Here is a 16,412-nt window from a genome sequence, read left to right as displayed (position 1 = left end):
CCGTGCACCTCACCGGACGCAGTGTCCTCGTCCTCCTCGTCGGCCTGGTGCCGGTCGTCCTCCTGGGCGGCCGCCCCGAGGTCGCCTTCGCCGTGCTCGGCCTCTGGCTCCTGGCCTGGGCGGTCCTCGTCGGGATCGACGTCGCGGTCGCGGGCTCGCCCCGGGCCGTGGTGCTCGAGCGGCGGGTGCCGGACCGGGTGCGGCTCGGCGAGAGGGCCGAGGCGACCCTCCTGGTCACGAGCACCGGCCGCAGGAGGATCACGGGGGTCCTCCGCGACGCCTGGGAGCCCTCGGCCGGTGCACTCGAGACCCGGTCGCCCCTGCGTCTGCCGCCGGGCGAGCGCCGCGCGGTGACCACGGTCCTGGAGCCGATCCGCCGCGGCGAGCGCCGGGCACTCCACGTCACCATCCGCTCCCGCGGGCCGCTCGGGATGGCCGGCCGCCAGGCGACGCGGGCCGCGCCGGCCGTCGTCCGGGTGCTGCCCGCCTTCCGCTCCCGCCGCCACCTGCCCTCGCGCCTGGCGCGGCTGCGTGAGCTGGAGGGGCGGACCAGCGTGATGATCCGCGGCCAGGGGACCGAGTTCGACAGCCTGCGCGAGTACGTCCGCGGCGACGACGTCCGCTCGCTCGACTGGCGGGCGACCGCGCGGCGCCGGGAGCCGGTCGTCCGCACCTGGCGCCCGGAGCGCGACCGGCGCGTGATCGTCGTGCTCGACACGGGCCGCACGTCCGCCGCACGGATCGAGGACGAGCCGCGCCTGGACACGGCGATCGAGGCGTCGCTCCTCCTGGCGGCCCTCGCGGCCTCGGCCGGCGACCGGGTCGACGTGCTCGCGTTCGACCGCACCCGGCGAGCCCGCGTGCACGGCGCCACCGGCACGGAGGTGCTGACCCGCGTCGTGGACGCCCTCGCCCCCGTGCAGCCCCAGCTCATCGAGACCGACTGGGCGGCGGTCCCCGCGCAGGTGCGCACCCTGGCCTCCCAGCGCTCGCTGGTGGTGCTCCTCACCGCGCTCGACTCGGTCGGCTCGGCGGAGGGGCTCCTCGCGGTGCTCCCGCAGCTCACCCGCGTGCACACGGTCGTGGTCGCCTGCGCGCTCGACCCCGAGCTGCAGCGGATGGCGGAGGACCGGAGCGACCGGGCCGCGGTCTACTCCGCCGCCGCCGCGGAGCGCTCGCTCGCGGACGTCGACCGGCTCTCGGCCGCCGTCCGCCGTCTCGGCGGGGACGTCGTGCTCGGCAGCCCCTCCGCTCTCCCGCCGGCGCTCGCGGACCGCTACCTCGCCCTCAAGGCGGCCGGACCGCTCTGACCTGCGAGAGGGGCCGTCGTCGGTCCCGGGAGCGCTGATCGTCGGCCCCGCTCCGACGGCCGCGCTCGTCCGGCTCGGCTCAGCCGGCCGCGATGCTGCGCGACCCCGCCTCGAACCGGTCGAGGTCGCCCGTCTCCCCCGCCCGCACCGCGCGCCCGCCGACGACGATCATGTAGAAGAGGAACGCGCCGAGGGCGAGCGCCCCGATCCCGATCTTGAGCCACCAGGGCCAGGGCGCCGGAGTGACGAACCCCTCGATCACGCCCGAGACGAGCAGCACGAAGACCAGGCCGATCGCCACCGTGAACAGGCTCCGCGCGTCCTCGGCGAGCGCCTGGCCGCGGGTGCGCGCGCCGGGAGCGATCCAGGCCCAGAAGATCCGCAGGCCCGCAGCCGCGGCGACGAACACGGCCGTCAGCTCGAGCTGGCCGTGCGGCGCGATGTAGAGGAAGAACGTGTCGCCCTCCCCCACGTGGAACATCACCGCGATCGATGTGCCGAGGTTCTGCGCGTTCTGCAGCAGGATGTACGGCACGTAGACGCCGACGATCCCGAAGGCCACGCACTGCGCCGCGATCCAGGCGTTGTTGGTCCAGACCTGCCCGGCGAACGAGGCGGCGGGGTTCTCGGAGTAGTAGTCGATGAAGTCGCCCCGGGCAAAGCGCCGCAGCTCCTCGTCGTCGCCCAGCGCGGCGAGCAGGCGCGGGTCGCCGAGGATCCAGAGCGCGTAGAGCGTCGCCACCACCGCGGTCGCGAGGGCGACGGCGAGCGTCAGCCAGCGCAGCCGGTGCAGAGCGGCCGGGAGCGAGAGGACGACGAAGCGGGAGACCGCGGCGAGCGGCTCGTCTCGCGTGCCGGTCAGGCGTCCCCGAGCCCGCGAGAGCGAGACGGCGAGCCGCGTGCCGACGGCCGTCGATCCGGCGGTGGAGGAGATCGTGGCGAGGTCCGCGGATGCCGCCTGGTAGCGCTCGATCAGCTCGTCCGCCTCGGCTCCGGTCAGGCGGCGCCTGCGCGAGAGCTCGTCGAGGCGGGTCCACTGCGCAGTGCGGGCGGCCGAGAGAGCGTCGATGTCCATCTCCTGACAGGATAGCCAGGCACGCCGCCGAGGCCGAGCATCCGGGAGGAGCACCGTGGAGGAGCAGCGCACCGAGTTCGACGACGCCGACCTGGTCACCGGCGAGGCGATCGCGCTCGAGGTGCCCGTCACCTCGTTCGTGCTCCGCGCGGTCGGCGCGATCATCGACCTGATCGCGGAGCTCCTGCTCGCGCTGGGCCTGTTCCTGCTGGTCTCCTCCCTCTCCGGGGACGGCGGCCTGGACCCCGCCGCCTCGGCCGCCGTGGCGATCGCGGCCCTCGTCATCGCCGTGGTGATCGTGCCGGTCACCGTCGAGACGGCCAGTCGCGGCCGCTCGCTCGGGAAGCTGACCGTCGGCGCTCGCGTCGTCCGCGACGACGGCGGCTCCATCGGCTTCCGGCACGCCCTCGTGCGCGGCCTCACCGGCGTCCTCGAGATCCTGATGACCTTCGGCGGGCTCGCCGCGGTCGTCGGCCTCCTCTCGCGCCGATCGCGCCGTCTCGGCGACGTCCTGGCCGGCACGCACAGCCAGCTCGAGCGCGTTCCCCGCGCGGAGCCGCTGGTCGTCGAGATCCCGGAGCCGCTGCGGGGCTGGGCCGTCACGGCGGACACCGCGCGCCTCCCCGACGCCCTGGCGCGCCGACTGGCGCAGTTCCTCCGCCAGCGCCACGGCATGACGGAGCCCTCGCGCTCGCAGCTCGCCGCCGCGCTGGCCGACGAGACCGCCGTCCACGTCTCCCCGCTGCCCGCCGCGCCCGCGGAGGACTTCCTCCTCGCCGTGGCCGCACTCCGCCGGGCACGGGAGGAGCGCGCCCTGCTCCTGTCCGACCAGCGGCTCGAGCGGCTGGCCCCCGTGCTCTCGAGCACTCCGCGCGGCTTCCCCGAGCGGCCCTGACGCGCGCGGCAGCGGCCTAGGCGGGCCCCGCGCCGTAGCGGACGGTCTCCCAGCCGCGCGGGACGAGGAGCCGCCGGTCGTGCTCGGCGCAGAGGTCGTAGCCGTGCGGATCCGGCGCAGGACTCAGCGGCCCGACCGCCACCAGCGAGTCGCGGTAGTCGTAGGTCAGCGTGACGACGGCCTGCGCGCGGCAGCCCGTCCGCGAGCAGTGCCGTCCGGTCATCGCCGCCCACAGTAGCAATAGGCTGGAGCCATGCCCCGTGCTCGTCGTTCCGCCGCTCGCCCGACGAGCGGGTCGCGCGGAGGCTCCCGCGACCGGCACGGCCGCGGCGCACGAGGGCCGATCACCGGTCCGCACCTCCCCCTGCTGCAGACCCGCTCCGACTTCTTCGAGGCGACGATCGGCTCGGCCTTCGACTACCTCCGCGGCACCTGGCCGGAGGAGCTCGCCGGCATCCGCGTCGACGTCGCGGCGACTCCCGACGTCGACCCCGACCGGCTGCAGGGCACGGGCATCGCGCGGTGGCGCGTCGACCACGCCGCGCGCCGCATCACGCTCTACCGTGTGCCGATCGAGCGCCTGGCGAAGCTGCACCGCCGCGACGAGTGGCACCAGCGCATGCTGATCGAGAGCTACGTGTTCCGCGCCGTCGCGGAGCTGCTCGGCCGCGACCCGTGGGACATCTCCCCGGACCGCTACCGGCACCCCTGAGGCGCCGGCAGCTCTGAGGCGCCGGCACCGCCGAGGCGCCGCCGCCCCGCGTCTCAGTGCGAGTAGACCGTGATCGGCGAGGAGAGCGGTCCCGGCGGGACGATCGTGTACGAGGCGATCCGCCCGTCGCGCGCGATCGAGACCGAGGCCTGCACGGGCTGGGTGCTGCTGACGACAGCGCCGTCGCCGTCCAGCGGGGTCGCGAGAGCCGCGAACGGGCCGAGCTCGAGCGTGCGGGTGCCGCCCGGGGCCTCGATCTCGACCGAGGCGGTCGAGTCGCTGCCGTTGACCAGGTGCAGCCGCGCGTCGCCCTCGCCCGTGCCGGCGACGCCGAAGGGCGTCGTGGTCGCGGTGCCGGAGGCGAACCAGGCGAAGTCCGTGCCGGCCGAGCCGGTCGAGGTCGTCCGCCCCGCCGCGACGATCGGCTGATCGGCCCGCAGGACGATGCGGTAGGAGCCGTCCGCCAGGCCCGTGAGCGGGACCTCGCCGACGAGGCCGGCGGGGACGACGACCTGGGTGGAGGCGCCCGACCCGCTCGGGTCCTCGTTGGTGACCTCGACCGAGACCGTGCTGTCGGCGTCGCCGGGGGTGAGGATGCGCAGCACGGGGCTGCCCGCGCCGCCGCTGCCGTCGTCGCTCGCGGTCTCGGCCGGAGGCGACGTGACGGTGAAGCCGGCGATCACGGCGAGCGTGTCCGGGCCGGCGGAGGGGCCGGTGGTCTCGACGCCCTCCGGGGTGAGCCCGGAGATGGCGCTGCTCTGCATGCTCGCGGCGACCTCGCCGCCCCGTGCGGTCACGTGCACGACGGGCTGGACGACCCCGGGGGCGAGCCCCGCGAGCGGGAGCGCGCGGACCGCTCCGGCCGGAACGACGATGCCCGTGGCGCCGGTGGCCTGGACGGTGCCGGTCTCGGAGAAGAGCGTGAGGTCGACGGTGGAGGCGACCTCGCTCGGGTTCGCCAGGATCAGCACGGAGGTGCGCCCGACGTCGGTCGAGCCGGCCACGAGCCAGCTGTCGGCCGAGGGCTCGGCGCAGGCGCGGGCGGACAGTCCGGAGAGGGTGTCCGTGCCGATGGCCTGGACGGTGGCTCCACCGGGAGCGGGGTCGGAGCCCGCGGGCACGCTCAGACCGGTGATGCCGGTGCCCGGTGCGGCGACATCGTCCTCGTCGAGGACCGTGGGGTCCGAGGTGGAGCCCTCGGGCCGGACCGCGGTCGCCGCGCCGTCGAGGGCGCGCAGCTGCTCCGGCTCTCCGGCGTCGATCAGATCGCCGCCGCAGACCAGCGAACTGTCGGCCGCGACGGGCGTCACGACGACGCCCTCCGCGGCGCTCGAGACCAGGGGGGACGGGAGGAGCTGGGGCACGACCACGGCGGCCGCGGCGATCACGACTCCGGCCGCGCCCACCGCACCGCGCAGGGCCGTCCGGCGCCGACGGGCGGCCGAGGGTGCGCGATCGGGCGTCGAGGCCGCGGCGCGATCGGCGCGGCGCTCCGCGCGGGAGCGGCGGGCGGAGGACTCGGGCATCTGCTTCTCCTGGTCGGCGGGGTCAGACATCGTCGTTCCCGTCGTCGAACTGGCCGGTGGCCTCGCCCGGCTCGTCGTCGATCCCGGCGACCGCGCCGCTGGAGCGGCCCCGCTCGAGGGAGAGCCCGGTGGGCACCGCCAGCAGGAGGGCGACGACGAAGACGAGGAGGAGGGCGATCGTGTAGGCGATCCCGAAGGGTCCGACCACGCCGGACGGAGCGGCCTCGGTGCGGGTCCCCTCCGTGTCGACGGCCGTCCAGAGGAGCCCGTAGCGGGTGTCGCCGACGGCCGAGAACGCCGCGTTGCCGTCGAGGGAGACGGCCGCCCGCGCGCGCACGGCGGCGGCCGCGTCGCCGACCTGGGTGCCGGGCGGCTCGGTCAGCACGACGAAGCGCACGCCGAGGTTCTCGAGCGCGGAGGGGACGTCGTAGCCCGTCCGCGAGACGAGGTTGCCCGCCAGCTCGTCGATCGCGTCCGTGCTCTCGGCGCCGGTGTTCGCGAGGGTCGACTGCTGGTCGAGGGTCGCGCCCGCTCCGCGCTCCAGCCGGGCGAGGACGCCGCCGTCCGCCTGCGGGACGAGCACGATCGTGCCCACCCGCGGGTCGTTCCGGGCCTCGGCCGCCACGTAGGCGGGGAGCGAGCGGTCCGACGTGGTCGACACCGACGTGCCGGCGCCGGACGGGAAGGCCACCACGAGCGGACCGACCAGTGCTGCTGCCGCGGCCGTGACGACGAGCGCCGGCACCACGCGCACGGAGCGCACGGCGGCGAGCGAGAGCGACGCGCCGATCACCAGGCCGAGCCAGTAGAGGCTGAGACCGGTACCGCTCCAGACGGAGACCGCCTCGGAGCCGGTGGTCGCGACCTGCACGCCCTGGGCGAGCGAGGCGGTCACGAGACCCGCCGCCGCCACGCCGACTCCGCCGAGGGCCGAGAGGTTGTTCGGGAGGAGGAGGGCGGCCAGCGCCGCGACGATCAGCGGCACGACGAGCACGGCCGTAACCAGCGGGGCGGCGGAGGCGCCGATCCCCAGACCGCCGAGGAACGCGAGCCATCCGTCGGGCAGACCGGCCGGGAAGCCGGCGAGCAGCGCGACGAGGTCCGACTGCGCGGAGGGCAGCGGGACGCCCGGATCCGCGAGGACGCCGAGCCAGTCGCCCCGCGGTGCGCGGGCGACCACCAGCGGGAAGAGGAGGACGGCCGCGGGGATCGGCAGGCCGAGGAAGCGGCCGATCCGCCGCCCCGAGGTGGCGACGACGACGAGCCAGATCACCAGGAGCGGCACGGCCAGCACCGGCGCGCACGCGACGACGGCCGCAGCCAGGATCGAGGCGCTCGCGGAGGCGGACCAGGAGCGGTACGCGCCGAACCCGGCGAAGAAGAGCCAGGGAAGCAGCACGTGCACCAGCAGCGGGGCGGGGCGCCCGTCGGCCTGCGCGGCGAAGAAGGCGGGAGCGAGGATGTAGACGAGGGCTCCGGCGGCGCGGGCGGTCGCGCGCGGGGTGAGCCGCGCGATCATCAGCCAGGCGCCGAGGGCGGCAGCGGGGAGCGCGACGAGGTAGAGCAGCACCATCGAGTAGCTGGGCGACCAGAAGGTCAGCGAGCCGAGCACGGCGAGGACGGCGGCGAACGGGTCCGCCGCGCCGATGAACCCCGAGCCGAGGTCGCGCCAGCCGTAGGCCGCGTTGCGCCAGAGCTCGCCGACGGTCGGCGAGAGCGTCAGCAGACCGCCGCCGCTGAGCGCGGGAGCAGCGAGGAGCGGCGTGTAGACCACCAGGCCGGCGAGCGCGGCGACGAGGACGACCCACACTCCCCCGCCCTGGAAGAAGTGCAGCGGATGGCGGTCCCGCCCGGCCTGCACGCGCACGGCGTCGTGGCGCACCGAGCGCAGCTGCCGCACCACGTCCAGCGGGATGCGGAGCGGCGCGATCGCCTTCCAGCCCACGTTCTTCGACGAGCGGAGAACGGTGCGGGCCCGCAGCACCTTCGTCCCCCCGAAGGCGACGACGAGGGCCGCCAGCAGCTCCCCTCCGACCAGCCCGGGCTGCTTGCGCAGCAGGCGCACGACCGCGCGGCCGATCGCCAGCGGGACGAGCGAGAGCCAGTGCAGGAGGAGGAGCGCGACGGGCGCGTAGGCGAGCCGGCGGTGCAGCTGCGCGGTGCGGTGCTGGCGCGCGCGGCGCCGCTCCCCGCTGTCGATGCGGCGGCCGTCGGGGCGCTGGAGCCCGATGCGGGCGGTGGTGACGCGGGCGTCCGGCACGCGGCTGACCCTGTGCCCGGCGAGCCGGGTGCGGATCGAGAAGTCGAGCGCGTCGTCGACGACCGGCAGGCCGGGGTCGAAGCCGCCGAGCTCCTCCCAGAGGGAGTGGCGCACGAGCATGCCGCCGGCGGCGACGGCCAGGACGTCGGGCGTGGAGTCGTGCTGGCCCTGGTCGAGCTCGTCCTCGACGAGGTGGACGGTCGTGCCGTGCTTGGTGATCGACTCGCCGTAGCTGCGGATGTAGCCGGAGCGCGTCCAGTCCATGATCTTGGGACCGGCGACGGCGACGGAGGGGGCGACCTCGACGGCTCCCAGCAGCGCCGCGAGGGCGCCGGGCTCGGGGGCGGAGTCCTGCGCGAGCAGCCACAGCCACTCGTCCTCTCCGGCCGGCGGCTGCATCACGCGGACAGCGCGGGCCACGGCCTGGCCGAAGGGGAGGTGCTCGGCGACCTGCACGAGCTGCGTCGGACCCCAGGACGCGAGGAGCTCGTCGGTCGTGTCCTTCGAGCCTCCGTCGACGAACACCGTCGCGTCGGGCTGACGGGTCTGCGCCCGCAGAGCCGCGAGGGTTCGTTCCAGATAGGCCGCGCCGTTGCGCGCGACGAGGACGGCGGTGACTCGTGGATACATCGCGGACCACCCTAAGCGATGCCGCCGCGCCGCCCGCCTGCGGCTCGCCGCCCCGTCGGTCGGGTCGCGGCGAGGAGGGGACTAGGCCCGGCGGCGCAGCTTCCGGCGCTCGCGCTCGGAGAGGCCGCCCCAGATGCCGAAGCGCTCGTCGTTCTCGAGCGCGTACTCGAGGCACTGCGCCCGGACCTCGCACGAGGTGCAGATCTTCTTGGCGTCGCGGGTCGAGCCGCCCTTCTCGGGGAAGAAGGCCTCGGGATCGGTCTGCGCGCACAGCGAGTCGACCTGCCAGGAGAGCGCGCCCCCCGGCGCCTCGGTCGCGGTGTCGATACCGGGTCGGACCCCGGGCACGCCCAGACGGACCGGATCGACGAACCAGTCCTCGGGGACTCCGGAGTGCTGTTCCGGAAGCGTCATGCCGTCTCCTACCCCGCCTGCGAACCGATGATCGGCGGCCGCTCCTCCCGGAGCCGCTGCCTAGGTAATTACAGCGGTGTCATTCGCTCAGGTCAAGTCGCGGACCATAAACCCTCAACCCGCCGTGGAGGGTTCACGACACACCGGCGTGTCGCGAACGTGAGATCCGATCAGGCCGTCGCGGCGCTCCGTGCGCGCCAGGCGCTCTCCACCATCTCGGCGACGGTGTGCCGCATCTCCCAGCCCAGGTCGCGGGCCGCCGTCTCGCCGGAGGCGACGATGCGGGGCGGATCGCCCGGCCGCCGCGGGGCGACCTCGGGCGTGAAGGCGATGCCGGTGCTGTCGGCGATCGCGCGCATGATCTCCCCGACGGAGGCCCCGGATCCGCTGCCCAGGTTGTAGACCGGGTCGATCGGCTCGCCGGCGGCCAGGCGGCGCGCCGCGGCGACGTGCGCGAGCGCCAGGTCGGCGACGTGGATGTAGTCGCGGACGCAGGTGCCGTCCGGTGTCGGGTAGTCGTCGCCGTTGATCCGGGGCGTGCGGCCGTCCAGCAGCGCCTCGAAGACGAGGGGGAAGAGATTGTGGGGGCTGGTGTCGTAGACGTCCGGGTAGCCGGACCCGACGACGTTGAAGTAGCGCAGGGAGGCGTGCCTGACGCCGTGCGCCCGCCCCGCGTCCGCGAGCAGCCACTCGCCGATCAGCTTCGACTCGCCGTAGGGCGACTCCGGGCTCTTGGGGGTGTCCTCGGTGACGATCTCGACGTCGACCGCGCCGTAGACGGCAGCGCTCGAGGAGAAGACGATCGAGGAGACCCCGGCGCGCTCCATCGCCGCCAGCACGCGCATGGTGCCGGTGACGTTCTGCTCGTAGGTGTGCAGAGGGCGCTGCACCGAGACTCCGGCGTACTTGAACCCGGCGACGTGGACGACGCCCTCGATGTCGTGCTCGGCGAGCACGCGGTCGAGCAGGGCCTCGTCGAGGATCGAGCCCTGGTGGAACGGGACGCCCTCGGGCACGAACGACGCGTGCCCCGAGGAGAGGTCGTCGAGGACGACGGGGTCGATGCCCTGCTCCGAGAACGCGCGCACCACGTGCGCCCCGATGTACCCGGCTCCCCCGGTGACCAGCCATGCCATGTGGATCCTCCTCGGTGCGGGCCCGCGACTCCGCGCGCCGGAAGACACCCTAGCGGCGGGGATCGACGGCGTGGATAGGCCGGATGACGACGGGACGCGATATCCTGCCGCCGTGCTCCGCTCCGTCGCCCTCCTCGCCCTGCCCGGCCTCGCGCCGTTCGAGTTCGGGGTCGTCTGCGAGGTGTTCGGGATCGACCGCGGCGCTGACGGAGGGCCCGCCCTCGACTTCCGGATCGCCACTCCCGATCCGGGCCGCGTCCGGACGAGCCTCGGATTCGACCTGCTGATCGCCGATGGTCTCGACGCGGCCCGGGACGCGGACCTGATCGCCGTCCCCGCCCACGGCCGCGGGCCCGCCGACGAGCGGGTCCTCGACCTCCTCCGCGAGGCTCACGAGCGCGGCGCGTGGATCCTCAGCGTCTGCAGCGGGGCCTTCACCCTGGCGCAGGCGGGCCTGCTCGACGGCCGGCGCGCGACCACCCACTGGATGCACGCCGCGGAGCTCGCCCGGCGCTTCCCCTCCGTCACGGTGGACCCGGAGGTCCTCTACGTGCAGGAGGGGCGCATCGTGACGAGCGCGGGCACCGCGGCCGGCATCGACGCGGCGCTGCACGTGGTGCGCGAGGAGCTGGGCGCGACGGCGGCGAGCGTCGTCGCCCGGCGGATGGTCGTGCCCCCGCAGCGCCACGGCGGGCAGGCGCAGTACCTGCGGACCCCCGTTCCCGGGGCGCGCGCGGACTCGCTGGCCGAGGTCACCGAGTGGATGCTGGAGCACCTCGACGAGGACCTCTCGATCGAGGCGCTGGCCCGTCGCGCCCTGATGGCCCCCCGCACCTTCGCGCGCCGCTTCCGGGCCGACCTCGGCACGACTCCGCTCGCCTGGCTCACCCGCCAGCGCCTCCTCCGGGCGCAGGTGCTGCTGGAGGAGACGGAGCTGACCCTCGAGGCGGTCGCCGCGCGGGTCGGCTTCGGCACGGCCGCGGTGATGCGCCACCACTTCACGCGCGTCCTGCGGACCACGCCGGCGGCCTACCGCCGCACGTTCGCCGCCTGAGCGGCCGGGTCGTTGGAGGGGTCAGACCGTCGCGACGAAGAGCGTGCCCCGTCCGGTGACGGCGAGAGCGCCCTCCGACGGGGTCACGAACACGCTGCCGCCGCGCTCGACGCGGACCGAGCCCTCGGCGCCCTCGAGCGAGAACGAGCCCTCGGTCGCGATCGCGATGGCGGGCCCGTGCAGGGCGACGCGGGCCGGCTCCTCCGACGCCGGCTGCACGACGGCGAGCACGAAGTCGGGGACGTCCGGACGGTAGACGCGCACGCCCGGCCCGGCCTCCTCGGCCGGGAGGTAGGGCACGGGCAGCGGCGAGAACTCGAGCACGCTCACCAGCTCGGGCACGTCGATGTGCTTGGGCGTGAGGCCCCCGCGCAGCACGTTGTCGGAGGCGGCCATCAGCTCCACGCCCGTGCCCGCGAGGTAGGCGTGGATGTTGCCGGCGGGCAGGTAGAGCACCTCGCCGCGGGCGAGGCGGACGCGGTTGAGCAGGAGCGAGAGCACGATGCCGGGGTCGCCCGGGTAGCTCTCGGCCAGGTCCCGGACCGTGGTCGTCTCGAGGCGGTCGTCGCCCGTGGACGCCGCGACGACCGCGGACACCAGCGCGGCGACCTCGGCGCGGTCGCCGTCGGCGAGCAGCCACGACAGGGCGCCGCGGAGGACCTCCGAGGGCTCGCCCTCGAGCGTCCGGGCGAACCGCGCGATCGCGGCCGCCTCCTCCGCCGGGGCGCGCCCGGCCAGCTCGGCGAGCAGCGCCCGGGCGTCCGCCGGCTCGCGGAAGCCGCAGAGCGCGTCGAAGCTCTCGCTGAGCGCGTAGATCAGCTCGGGCTTGTGGAACGGGTCCTTGTAGTTGCGATCGGCGGCGTCCCGCGGGATGCCGGCCTCCTCCTCCTCGACGAACCGGCGCCGGGCCCGCTCGGACGAGGGGTGGGCCTGGAGCGACAGCGGCCCGCCCGCGGCGAGGATCTTGAGCAGGAACGGCAGACGGGGAGCGCCCGAGACCGGATCGACAGACCCCTCCACTCCGGCGAGCGCCGCCTCGGGGTGCTCGCCGATCCACTCGGCGAGCGTGCCGGCGCCGACCGAGGCGGGGTCGAGGATGCGCGCGGGCGAGCCCGGGTGCGCGCCGAGCCAGAGCTCGGCCTCGGGGGCGCCGGAGGGCGCGGTGCCGAGGGCCTCCGAGATGCCGGTGAGCGAGCCCCAGGCGTAGTCGCGGGGGGTGTTGCCGATCGGGATGAACACGGGAGCGCTGGCCTTCCGTCCGAGGGGTGGGTCCGAGCCGCTCAGCCGGACGCGCCGGGGCCGCTCCGCTGCGACGCTAGCAGGATCCACAACGCGGGCCCGGGAGGAGGGCCCGCCTGTTGGTGCTCTCCGCCAGAGGACGCGGCACTCGCAGGCGCGCTTCGTACGCTGGGAGTCGCAGCACTGTCGCCGTCGGAGCGGTCGCCGTGCCGCATCCGACGAGCGAGGGAGCACAGAGCATGGACAGCACGACCTTCGAGACCCTGGGGGCCGACTTCTACGGGTTCGAGGCGGCGCTCACGCCCGCCGAGAAGGAGCTGCTGGTCGGCGTCCGCGCGTTCCTCGAGGAGCAGGTGCGGCCGATCGCCGACGAGTACTGGGAGCGCGCGGAGTTCCCGCGGCAGCTGATCCCCGCGATCCACGCCACCGGCGTCATCGGCCTCTCCTGGCCCGAGACCCGCGCGATCGAGAACTCCGCCGTGTTCCGCGGCTGGGTGGCGCTCGAGCTGGGCCGGGTGGACGCGGGCATCGCGACCTACGTGGGCGTGCAGAACGGCCTGGTGATGGGAACGGTCGGCGTCGCCGGCTCCGAGGAGCAGCGCGCCGAGTGGCTGCCGAAGCTCGCCTCGGGCGAGGTCGTCGGCGCCTTCGGGCTCACCGAGCCGCACTCCGGCTCCGACTCCGCCCAGGGCCTGCGCACCACCGCCCGCCGGGACGGCGACGACTGGATCCTCGACGGCGAGAAGCGCTGGATCGGCAACGCGACCTTCAGCGACGTGACCGTGATCTGGGCGAAGGACGCGGAGGACGGCCAGGTGAAGGGCTTCCTCGTCCCCACCTCGACGCCGGGCTACCGCGCCACCGCCATCGCGCGCAAGCAGAGCCTGCGCACGGTGCAGAACGCCGACATCGTGCTCGAGGGCGTCCGCGTCCCGGAGTCGCTGCGACTGCAGGGCGCGAACTCGTTCCGCGACACCGCGAAGGTGCTCCGGCTCACCCGTGCCGAGGTCGCCTGGCAGGCCATCGGCGTCGCGATCGGCGCCTACGACGCGGCGCTGCGCTACGCGAAGGAGCGCGTGCAGTTCGGCAAGCCGCTCGTCGGGCACCAGCTGGTGCAGGACCTCCTGGTCAAGAGCATCGGCAACATCACGGCCAGCATCGCCCTGGCGACCCGCGTGTCCGAGATGCTCGACGCCGGCGAGCAGCGCGACGAGCACTCCGCCCTCGCGAAGGTCTACGCGACGGCCCGGATGCGCGAGACCGTCGCCTGGTGCCGCGAGGTGATGGGCGGCAACGGCATCGTCCTCGACTACGGCGTCGCCCGCTTCTTCGCCGACGCGGAGGCCCTCTACTCCTACGAGGGCACCCGCGAGATGAACACGCTGATCGTCGGCCGCTCGATCACCGGCACCGCTGCGTTCGTCTGAGCCTCCCGTCCAAGCCGTCTTCCCCGAGGGGACGCCCCGGCCGGGGAGCGAGCGGCGGCGCGCCCGGCACGCCGCCGCGCCGCCCCCGCTCCCTAGACTGGTCGCCATGATCCGACGCGCCGCCCCCGCCGCTCCCCGAGCGCTCGCGGTGGCGGTGCTGGCCGTGCTGCTGGCCGGCCAGTCGCTGCGGAACCTCGCCGGATGGTGGGGCTGGGGCGTCGTCGTCGCGCTGCTCCTGGGCGCCTCGATCGCCGTGCTCGTCCGCGCCCGCCCCCGCCCGCGCTGGGCCCGCACGCCGAAGTCGCTGGTCCTCTTCCTCGGGCTCGCGGTGCTCTCGCTGCTGTGGTCCGCCTATCCGGGAGCGAGCGCGATCGGAGTCACGGCGCAGCTCGCGACGACGCTCGGCGGCGTCGTCCTCGCCGTCACGCTGAGCAGCCGGGAGCTGCTCACGGCTCTCGGACGGGCCCTGCGCCTCTCCGTCGGCCTCTCGCTCCTCTTCGAGCTCGTGATCGCGGTCGTCGTGCGGCAGCCCGTCCTGCCGTTCGGCGTCGAGCCTCCCGCCGACGGACCGACGCCCGATGCCTTCTACTGGTCGCAGGCAGCCCTCTTCACCGGCGAGCCCGTCCAGGGGATCGTCGGCAACCGCAACCTCCTCGGCTTCCTCGCCCTGCTCGGCCTGATCGTGATCGCGATCGAGCTGGCGGCCCACTCGGTCCGGCGCCGCTGGGGAGCGGTCTGGGTCGCCCTGTTCGTCGCGACCCTCCTGCTCACCCGCTCGGCCACCGTCCTGCTCTGCCTCGTCGCCGTCGTCCTCGCGGCCGCGTTCGCGCTCTGGGCTCGCCGGAGGGGCGAGTCCCGCCGCCGTCCCGTCTACCTGACCGCCGCGGGGCTGGCGGTGGCCGCCGTCGCCGGAGGCGCCGCGGGCTGGGGCGCCCTCCTCGGCCTGCTCGGCAAGAGCGAGGACGCCACGGGCCGCCTCGACATCTGGGACTCGGTGATCGCGCTCACGCTGCAGCGCCCGGTCCTCGGCTGGGGCTGGGTCAGCTACTGGGCTCCCTGGGCCGCCCCGTTCGACACCCTCGCCGAGCGCAAGGGCGTGCTCTACCTGCAGGCCCACGAAGCCTGGCTCGACGTCGCCCTCCAGCTCGGAGCGGTCGGCCTCGTCCTCTTCGCGGCGCTCGCCGTCTCGACGCTGTGGCGCTCCTGGTTCCGCGCGGTCGACCGCCCGCGGCGCGACGCGACCTCGACCCTCCCCTACACGGCCGTCAGCCTCGCTCCGCTGCTGATCGTGGTCGCCCTCCTGGCGCAGTCGCTCTTCGAGAGCCGGATCCTGATCGAGGGAGGCTGGCTGCTCCTCGTCCTCTTCGCGGTGCAGACCAAGCGGCCGGCGACCGAGACGCCCGAGGTCCTCGCCGCGACCCCGCTCCCCCTCGCCGACGCCTCCCCGAGGCGATGAGGCCCCGCCGCCCCTCGCTCCCCGCTTCCGTCGCCGACGCGACGGCGTCCCCGCAGTTCGCGGCGGCCCTCGCGCAGACCACTCTCGTCACCGTCCTCTGCGCTCCGGCGGTCCGCGGACTCCTCGGCTGGCCCGGCTACATCGCCGCCGTCGCCACGCTCACCGCCCTCGCCGCGGTCATGCTCGTCCTGCGGCGCGGGCGGCTCGACTGGGAGGGCCTGCTGCCCACGAGCATCCTGGTGTTCCTCGGCTGGATCGCGCTCAGCGTGCTGTGGAGCGACTACACCTGGGCCACGGTCTCGAGCGTCGTCTACCAGTTCGCCCTGGCGTTCCTGGCGATCGCGATCGGCCTCACGCGCGACATCATCCAGATCATCCGCTCGGTCGGCGACGTGCTGCGGGTCGTGCTGATCGCCTCGCTGGCCGTGGAGGTGCTCTCGGGGGTGCTGATCGACCAGCCGCTGCGCTTCCTCGGCGTGGAGGGCCTGCTCGCGGTCGGCGGGCCGATCCAGGGACTCGTCGGCACGCGCAACCAGCTCGGGCTGGTCTGCCTGCTGGCGATCGTGACGTTCTCGGTGGAGCTGATGACCCGCTCCGTCGCCCGCGGGCCGGCCGTCGCCTCGATCGCCCTCGCCGCGGTCACCCTCCTCTTCACGCGCTCCGCCGTGAGCGCGGGCGTGCTCGCCGTGGCCGTCGTCGTCGCCCTCGCTCTGCGCTGGGTGCGCCACGGCGACGGCACCCACCGCCGTCGGCGGCAGCTCACGGTGCTCGGCGTCGCCGCCGCGGCCTCCCTCACCGTGTGGCTCCTGCGCTACCGGGTGATCGAGCTGCTGAACGCGGGCAGCGAGTTCGAGTTCCGGCTGCGGCTCTGGCAGCAGGTCTGGCGCTTCACGGACCTCGCTCCGATCGTCGGCTGGGGCTGGGTGGGCTACTGGCGGCCCGACCTCTACCCCTTCACCGCCATCGACTACCTCTCGGGCCGCCCGCACTCGTCGAGCCTCAACGCGCTCTTCGACGTGGCCCTGCAGGTCGGCGCGGTCGGGGTGGTCGTCTTCGTCGTGCTGATCGGCCTCGCGCTCTGGCGCTCCTGGCTGATCGCCTCCGAGCGCAAGGCGGTCGTGCACGTCTGGCCGGTGCTGGTGCTGACCGTGCTGATGGTCACCGCGCTGGCCGAGAGCTCGATCCTGCTCGACGCCGGCTGGCTGCTCGTGGTGCTCTGCGCGATGCGCGCGGCTCAGGGACTGAGCTGGCGCCGGCTCCTGCACCCGCGGGACTGAC

14 protein-coding genes are annotated in these 16,412 nt (G+C 74.8%); 7 read left to right on the top strand and 7 right to left on the bottom strand.

The features are described from left to right. The first annotated feature begins 2 nt into the window (after positions 1-2). Positions 3-1,310 carry a DUF58 domain-containing protein gene (locus C5B98_RS00860; protein WP_104327132.1) on the top strand — a complete coding sequence of 436 codons (1,308 nt, stop codon included), beginning with the start codon at positions 3-5 and terminating at the stop codon, positions 1,308-1,310. A gap of 79 nt (positions 1,311-1,389) precedes the next feature. Here the strand turns inward: C5B98_RS00860 and C5B98_RS00855 are convergent, their stop codons facing one another. After that, positions 1,390-2,385, bottom strand: coding sequence for a stage II sporulation protein M (locus C5B98_RS00855; RefSeq protein WP_104224139.1), 996 nt, complete (start codon positions 2,383-2,385; stop codon positions 1,390-1,392). Positions 2,386-2,440: 55 nt separating this feature from the next. Between C5B98_RS00855 and C5B98_RS00850 the strand changes: the two genes are divergently transcribed. Next, entirely contained in the window at positions 2,441-3,280 is an 840-nt protein-coding gene (locus C5B98_RS00850) for an RDD family protein (RefSeq protein WP_104224140.1), read from the top strand. Positions 3,281-3,296: 16 nt separating this feature from the next. Here the strand turns inward: C5B98_RS00850 and C5B98_RS00845 are convergent, their stop codons facing one another. Continuing rightward, entirely contained in the window at positions 3,297-3,503 is a 207-nt protein-coding gene (locus C5B98_RS00845) for a DUF3499 family protein (protein WP_104224141.1), read from the bottom strand. A 30-nt stretch (positions 3,504-3,533) separates the two neighbouring features. Between C5B98_RS00845 and C5B98_RS00840 the strand changes: the two genes are divergently transcribed. Then, positions 3,534-3,992 (top strand): metallopeptidase family protein, encoded by a 459-nt coding sequence (locus C5B98_RS00840; RefSeq protein ID WP_104224142.1) that lies wholly within the window; start codon positions 3,534-3,536, stop codon positions 3,990-3,992. Between the two features lie 53 nt (positions 3,993-4,045). Here the strand turns inward: C5B98_RS00840 and C5B98_RS00835 are convergent, their stop codons facing one another. The 4 genes from C5B98_RS00835 to galE all read right to left on the bottom strand — a co-directional run bounded on the left by C5B98_RS00835 (position 4,046) and on the right by galE (position 9,958). Then, positions 4,046-5,548 carry a DUF5719 family protein gene (locus C5B98_RS00835; protein ID WP_146076848.1) on the bottom strand — a complete coding sequence of 501 codons (1,503 nt, stop codon included), beginning with the start codon at positions 5,546-5,548 and terminating at the stop codon, positions 4,046-4,048. Further along, on the bottom strand, positions 5,541-8,408 hold the full coding sequence (locus C5B98_RS00830) for a glycosyltransferase family 2 protein (protein ID WP_104327131.1): 2,868 nt from the start codon (positions 8,406-8,408) through the stop codon (positions 5,541-5,543). Before C5B98_RS00830 ends, C5B98_RS00835 begins: the two co-directional genes overlap by 8 nt. An 81-nt stretch (positions 8,409-8,489) precedes the next feature. After that, complete coding sequence (locus C5B98_RS00825; protein WP_104224145.1) at positions 8,490-8,822, bottom strand: WhiB family transcriptional regulator; 333 nt, start codon at positions 8,820-8,822, stop codon at positions 8,490-8,492. Positions 8,823-8,992: 170 nt separating this feature from the next. Next, positions 8,993-9,958 (bottom strand): UDP-glucose 4-epimerase GalE, encoded by a 966-nt coding sequence (gene galE, locus C5B98_RS00820; RefSeq protein WP_104255247.1) that lies wholly within the window; start codon positions 9,956-9,958, stop codon positions 8,993-8,995. 112 nt (positions 9,959-10,070) lie between these two features. Between galE and C5B98_RS00815 the strand changes: the two genes are divergently transcribed. Further along, on the top strand, positions 10,071-11,012 hold the full coding sequence (locus tag C5B98_RS00815; RefSeq protein ID WP_104327130.1) for a GlxA family transcriptional regulator: 942 nt from the start codon (positions 10,071-10,073) through the stop codon (positions 11,010-11,012). Positions 11,013-11,033: 21 nt separating this feature from the next. On the opposite strand, the gene manA is transcribed toward C5B98_RS00815, so the two are convergent. Further along, positions 11,034-12,251 carry a mannose-6-phosphate isomerase, class I gene (gene manA, locus C5B98_RS00810; RefSeq protein ID WP_104327129.1) on the bottom strand — a complete coding sequence of 406 codons (1,218 nt, stop codon included), beginning with the start codon at positions 12,249-12,251 and terminating at the stop codon, positions 11,034-11,036. A gap of 239 nt (positions 12,252-12,490) precedes the next feature. On the opposite strand from manA, the gene C5B98_RS00805 reads away from it, so the two are divergent. From C5B98_RS00805 to C5B98_RS00795, 3 genes are all read left to right on the top strand, one after another. After that, complete coding sequence (locus C5B98_RS00805) at positions 12,491-13,678, top strand: acyl-CoA dehydrogenase family protein (protein ID WP_104327128.1); 1,188 nt, start codon at positions 12,491-12,493, stop codon at positions 13,676-13,678. Between the two features lie 106 nt (positions 13,679-13,784). After that, positions 13,785-15,134: an O-antigen ligase gene (locus C5B98_RS00800; RefSeq protein WP_104327127.1), complete on the top strand. Its 1,350-nt coding sequence runs from the start codon at positions 13,785-13,787 to the stop codon at positions 15,132-15,134. Next, the gene (locus C5B98_RS00795) at positions 15,131-16,411 is read left to right on the top strand and encodes an O-antigen ligase family protein (protein ID WP_104327126.1); all 1,281 of its coding nucleotides are present in this window, start codon (positions 15,131-15,133) and stop codon (positions 16,409-16,411) included. The genes C5B98_RS00800 and C5B98_RS00795 overlap by 4 nt, the downstream gene beginning before the upstream one ends. The last annotated feature ends 1 nt before the right edge of the window (position 16,412 follow it).

Source organism: Rathayibacter sp. AY1A5, from assembly GCF_002930875.1.
Lineage (GTDB): Bacteria > Actinomycetota > Actinomycetes > Actinomycetales > Microbacteriaceae > Rathayibacter.
The sequence above is the reverse complement of the archived record's forward strand: the minus strand, read 5'-3'. Positions and strand labels throughout refer to the sequence as shown.

Bases quoted from the DNA above. Each gene is read 5' to 3' on its own strand.
- C5B98_RS00805 (WP_104327128.1), top strand. From the start codon at position 12,491: ATGGACAGCACGACCTTCGAGACCCTGGGGGCCGACTTCTACGGGTTC.
- C5B98_RS00830 (WP_104327131.1), bottom strand. From the start codon at position 8,408: ATGTATCCACGAGTCACCGCCGTCCTCGTCGCGCGCAACGGCGCGGCC.
- C5B98_RS00795 (WP_104327126.1), top strand. From the start codon at position 15,131: ATGAGGCCCCGCCGCCCCTCGCTCCCCGCTTCCGTCGCCGACGCGACG.
- C5B98_RS00835 (WP_146076848.1), bottom strand. From the start codon at position 5,548: ATGTCTGACCCCGCCGACCAGGAGAAGCAGATGCCCGAGTCCTCCGCC.
- C5B98_RS00855 (WP_104224139.1), bottom strand. From the start codon at position 2,385: ATGGACATCGACGCTCTCTCGGCCGCCCGCACTGCGCAGTGGACCCGC.
- C5B98_RS00800 (WP_104327127.1), top strand. From the start codon at position 13,785: ATGATCCGACGCGCCGCCCCCGCCGCTCCCCGAGCGCTCGCGGTGGCG.
- C5B98_RS00845 (WP_104224141.1), bottom strand. From the start codon at position 3,503: ATGACCGGACGGCACTGCTCGCGGACGGGCTGCCGCGCGCAGGCCGTC.
- galE (WP_104255247.1), bottom strand. From the start codon at position 9,958: ATGGCATGGCTGGTCACCGGGGGAGCCGGGTACATCGGGGCGCACGTG.
- C5B98_RS00825 (WP_104224145.1), bottom strand. From the start codon at position 8,822: ATGACGCTTCCGGAACAGCACTCCGGAGTCCCCGAGGACTGGTTCGTC.
- C5B98_RS00840 (WP_104224142.1), top strand. From the start codon at position 3,534: ATGCCCCGTGCTCGTCGTTCCGCCGCTCGCCCGACGAGCGGGTCGCGC.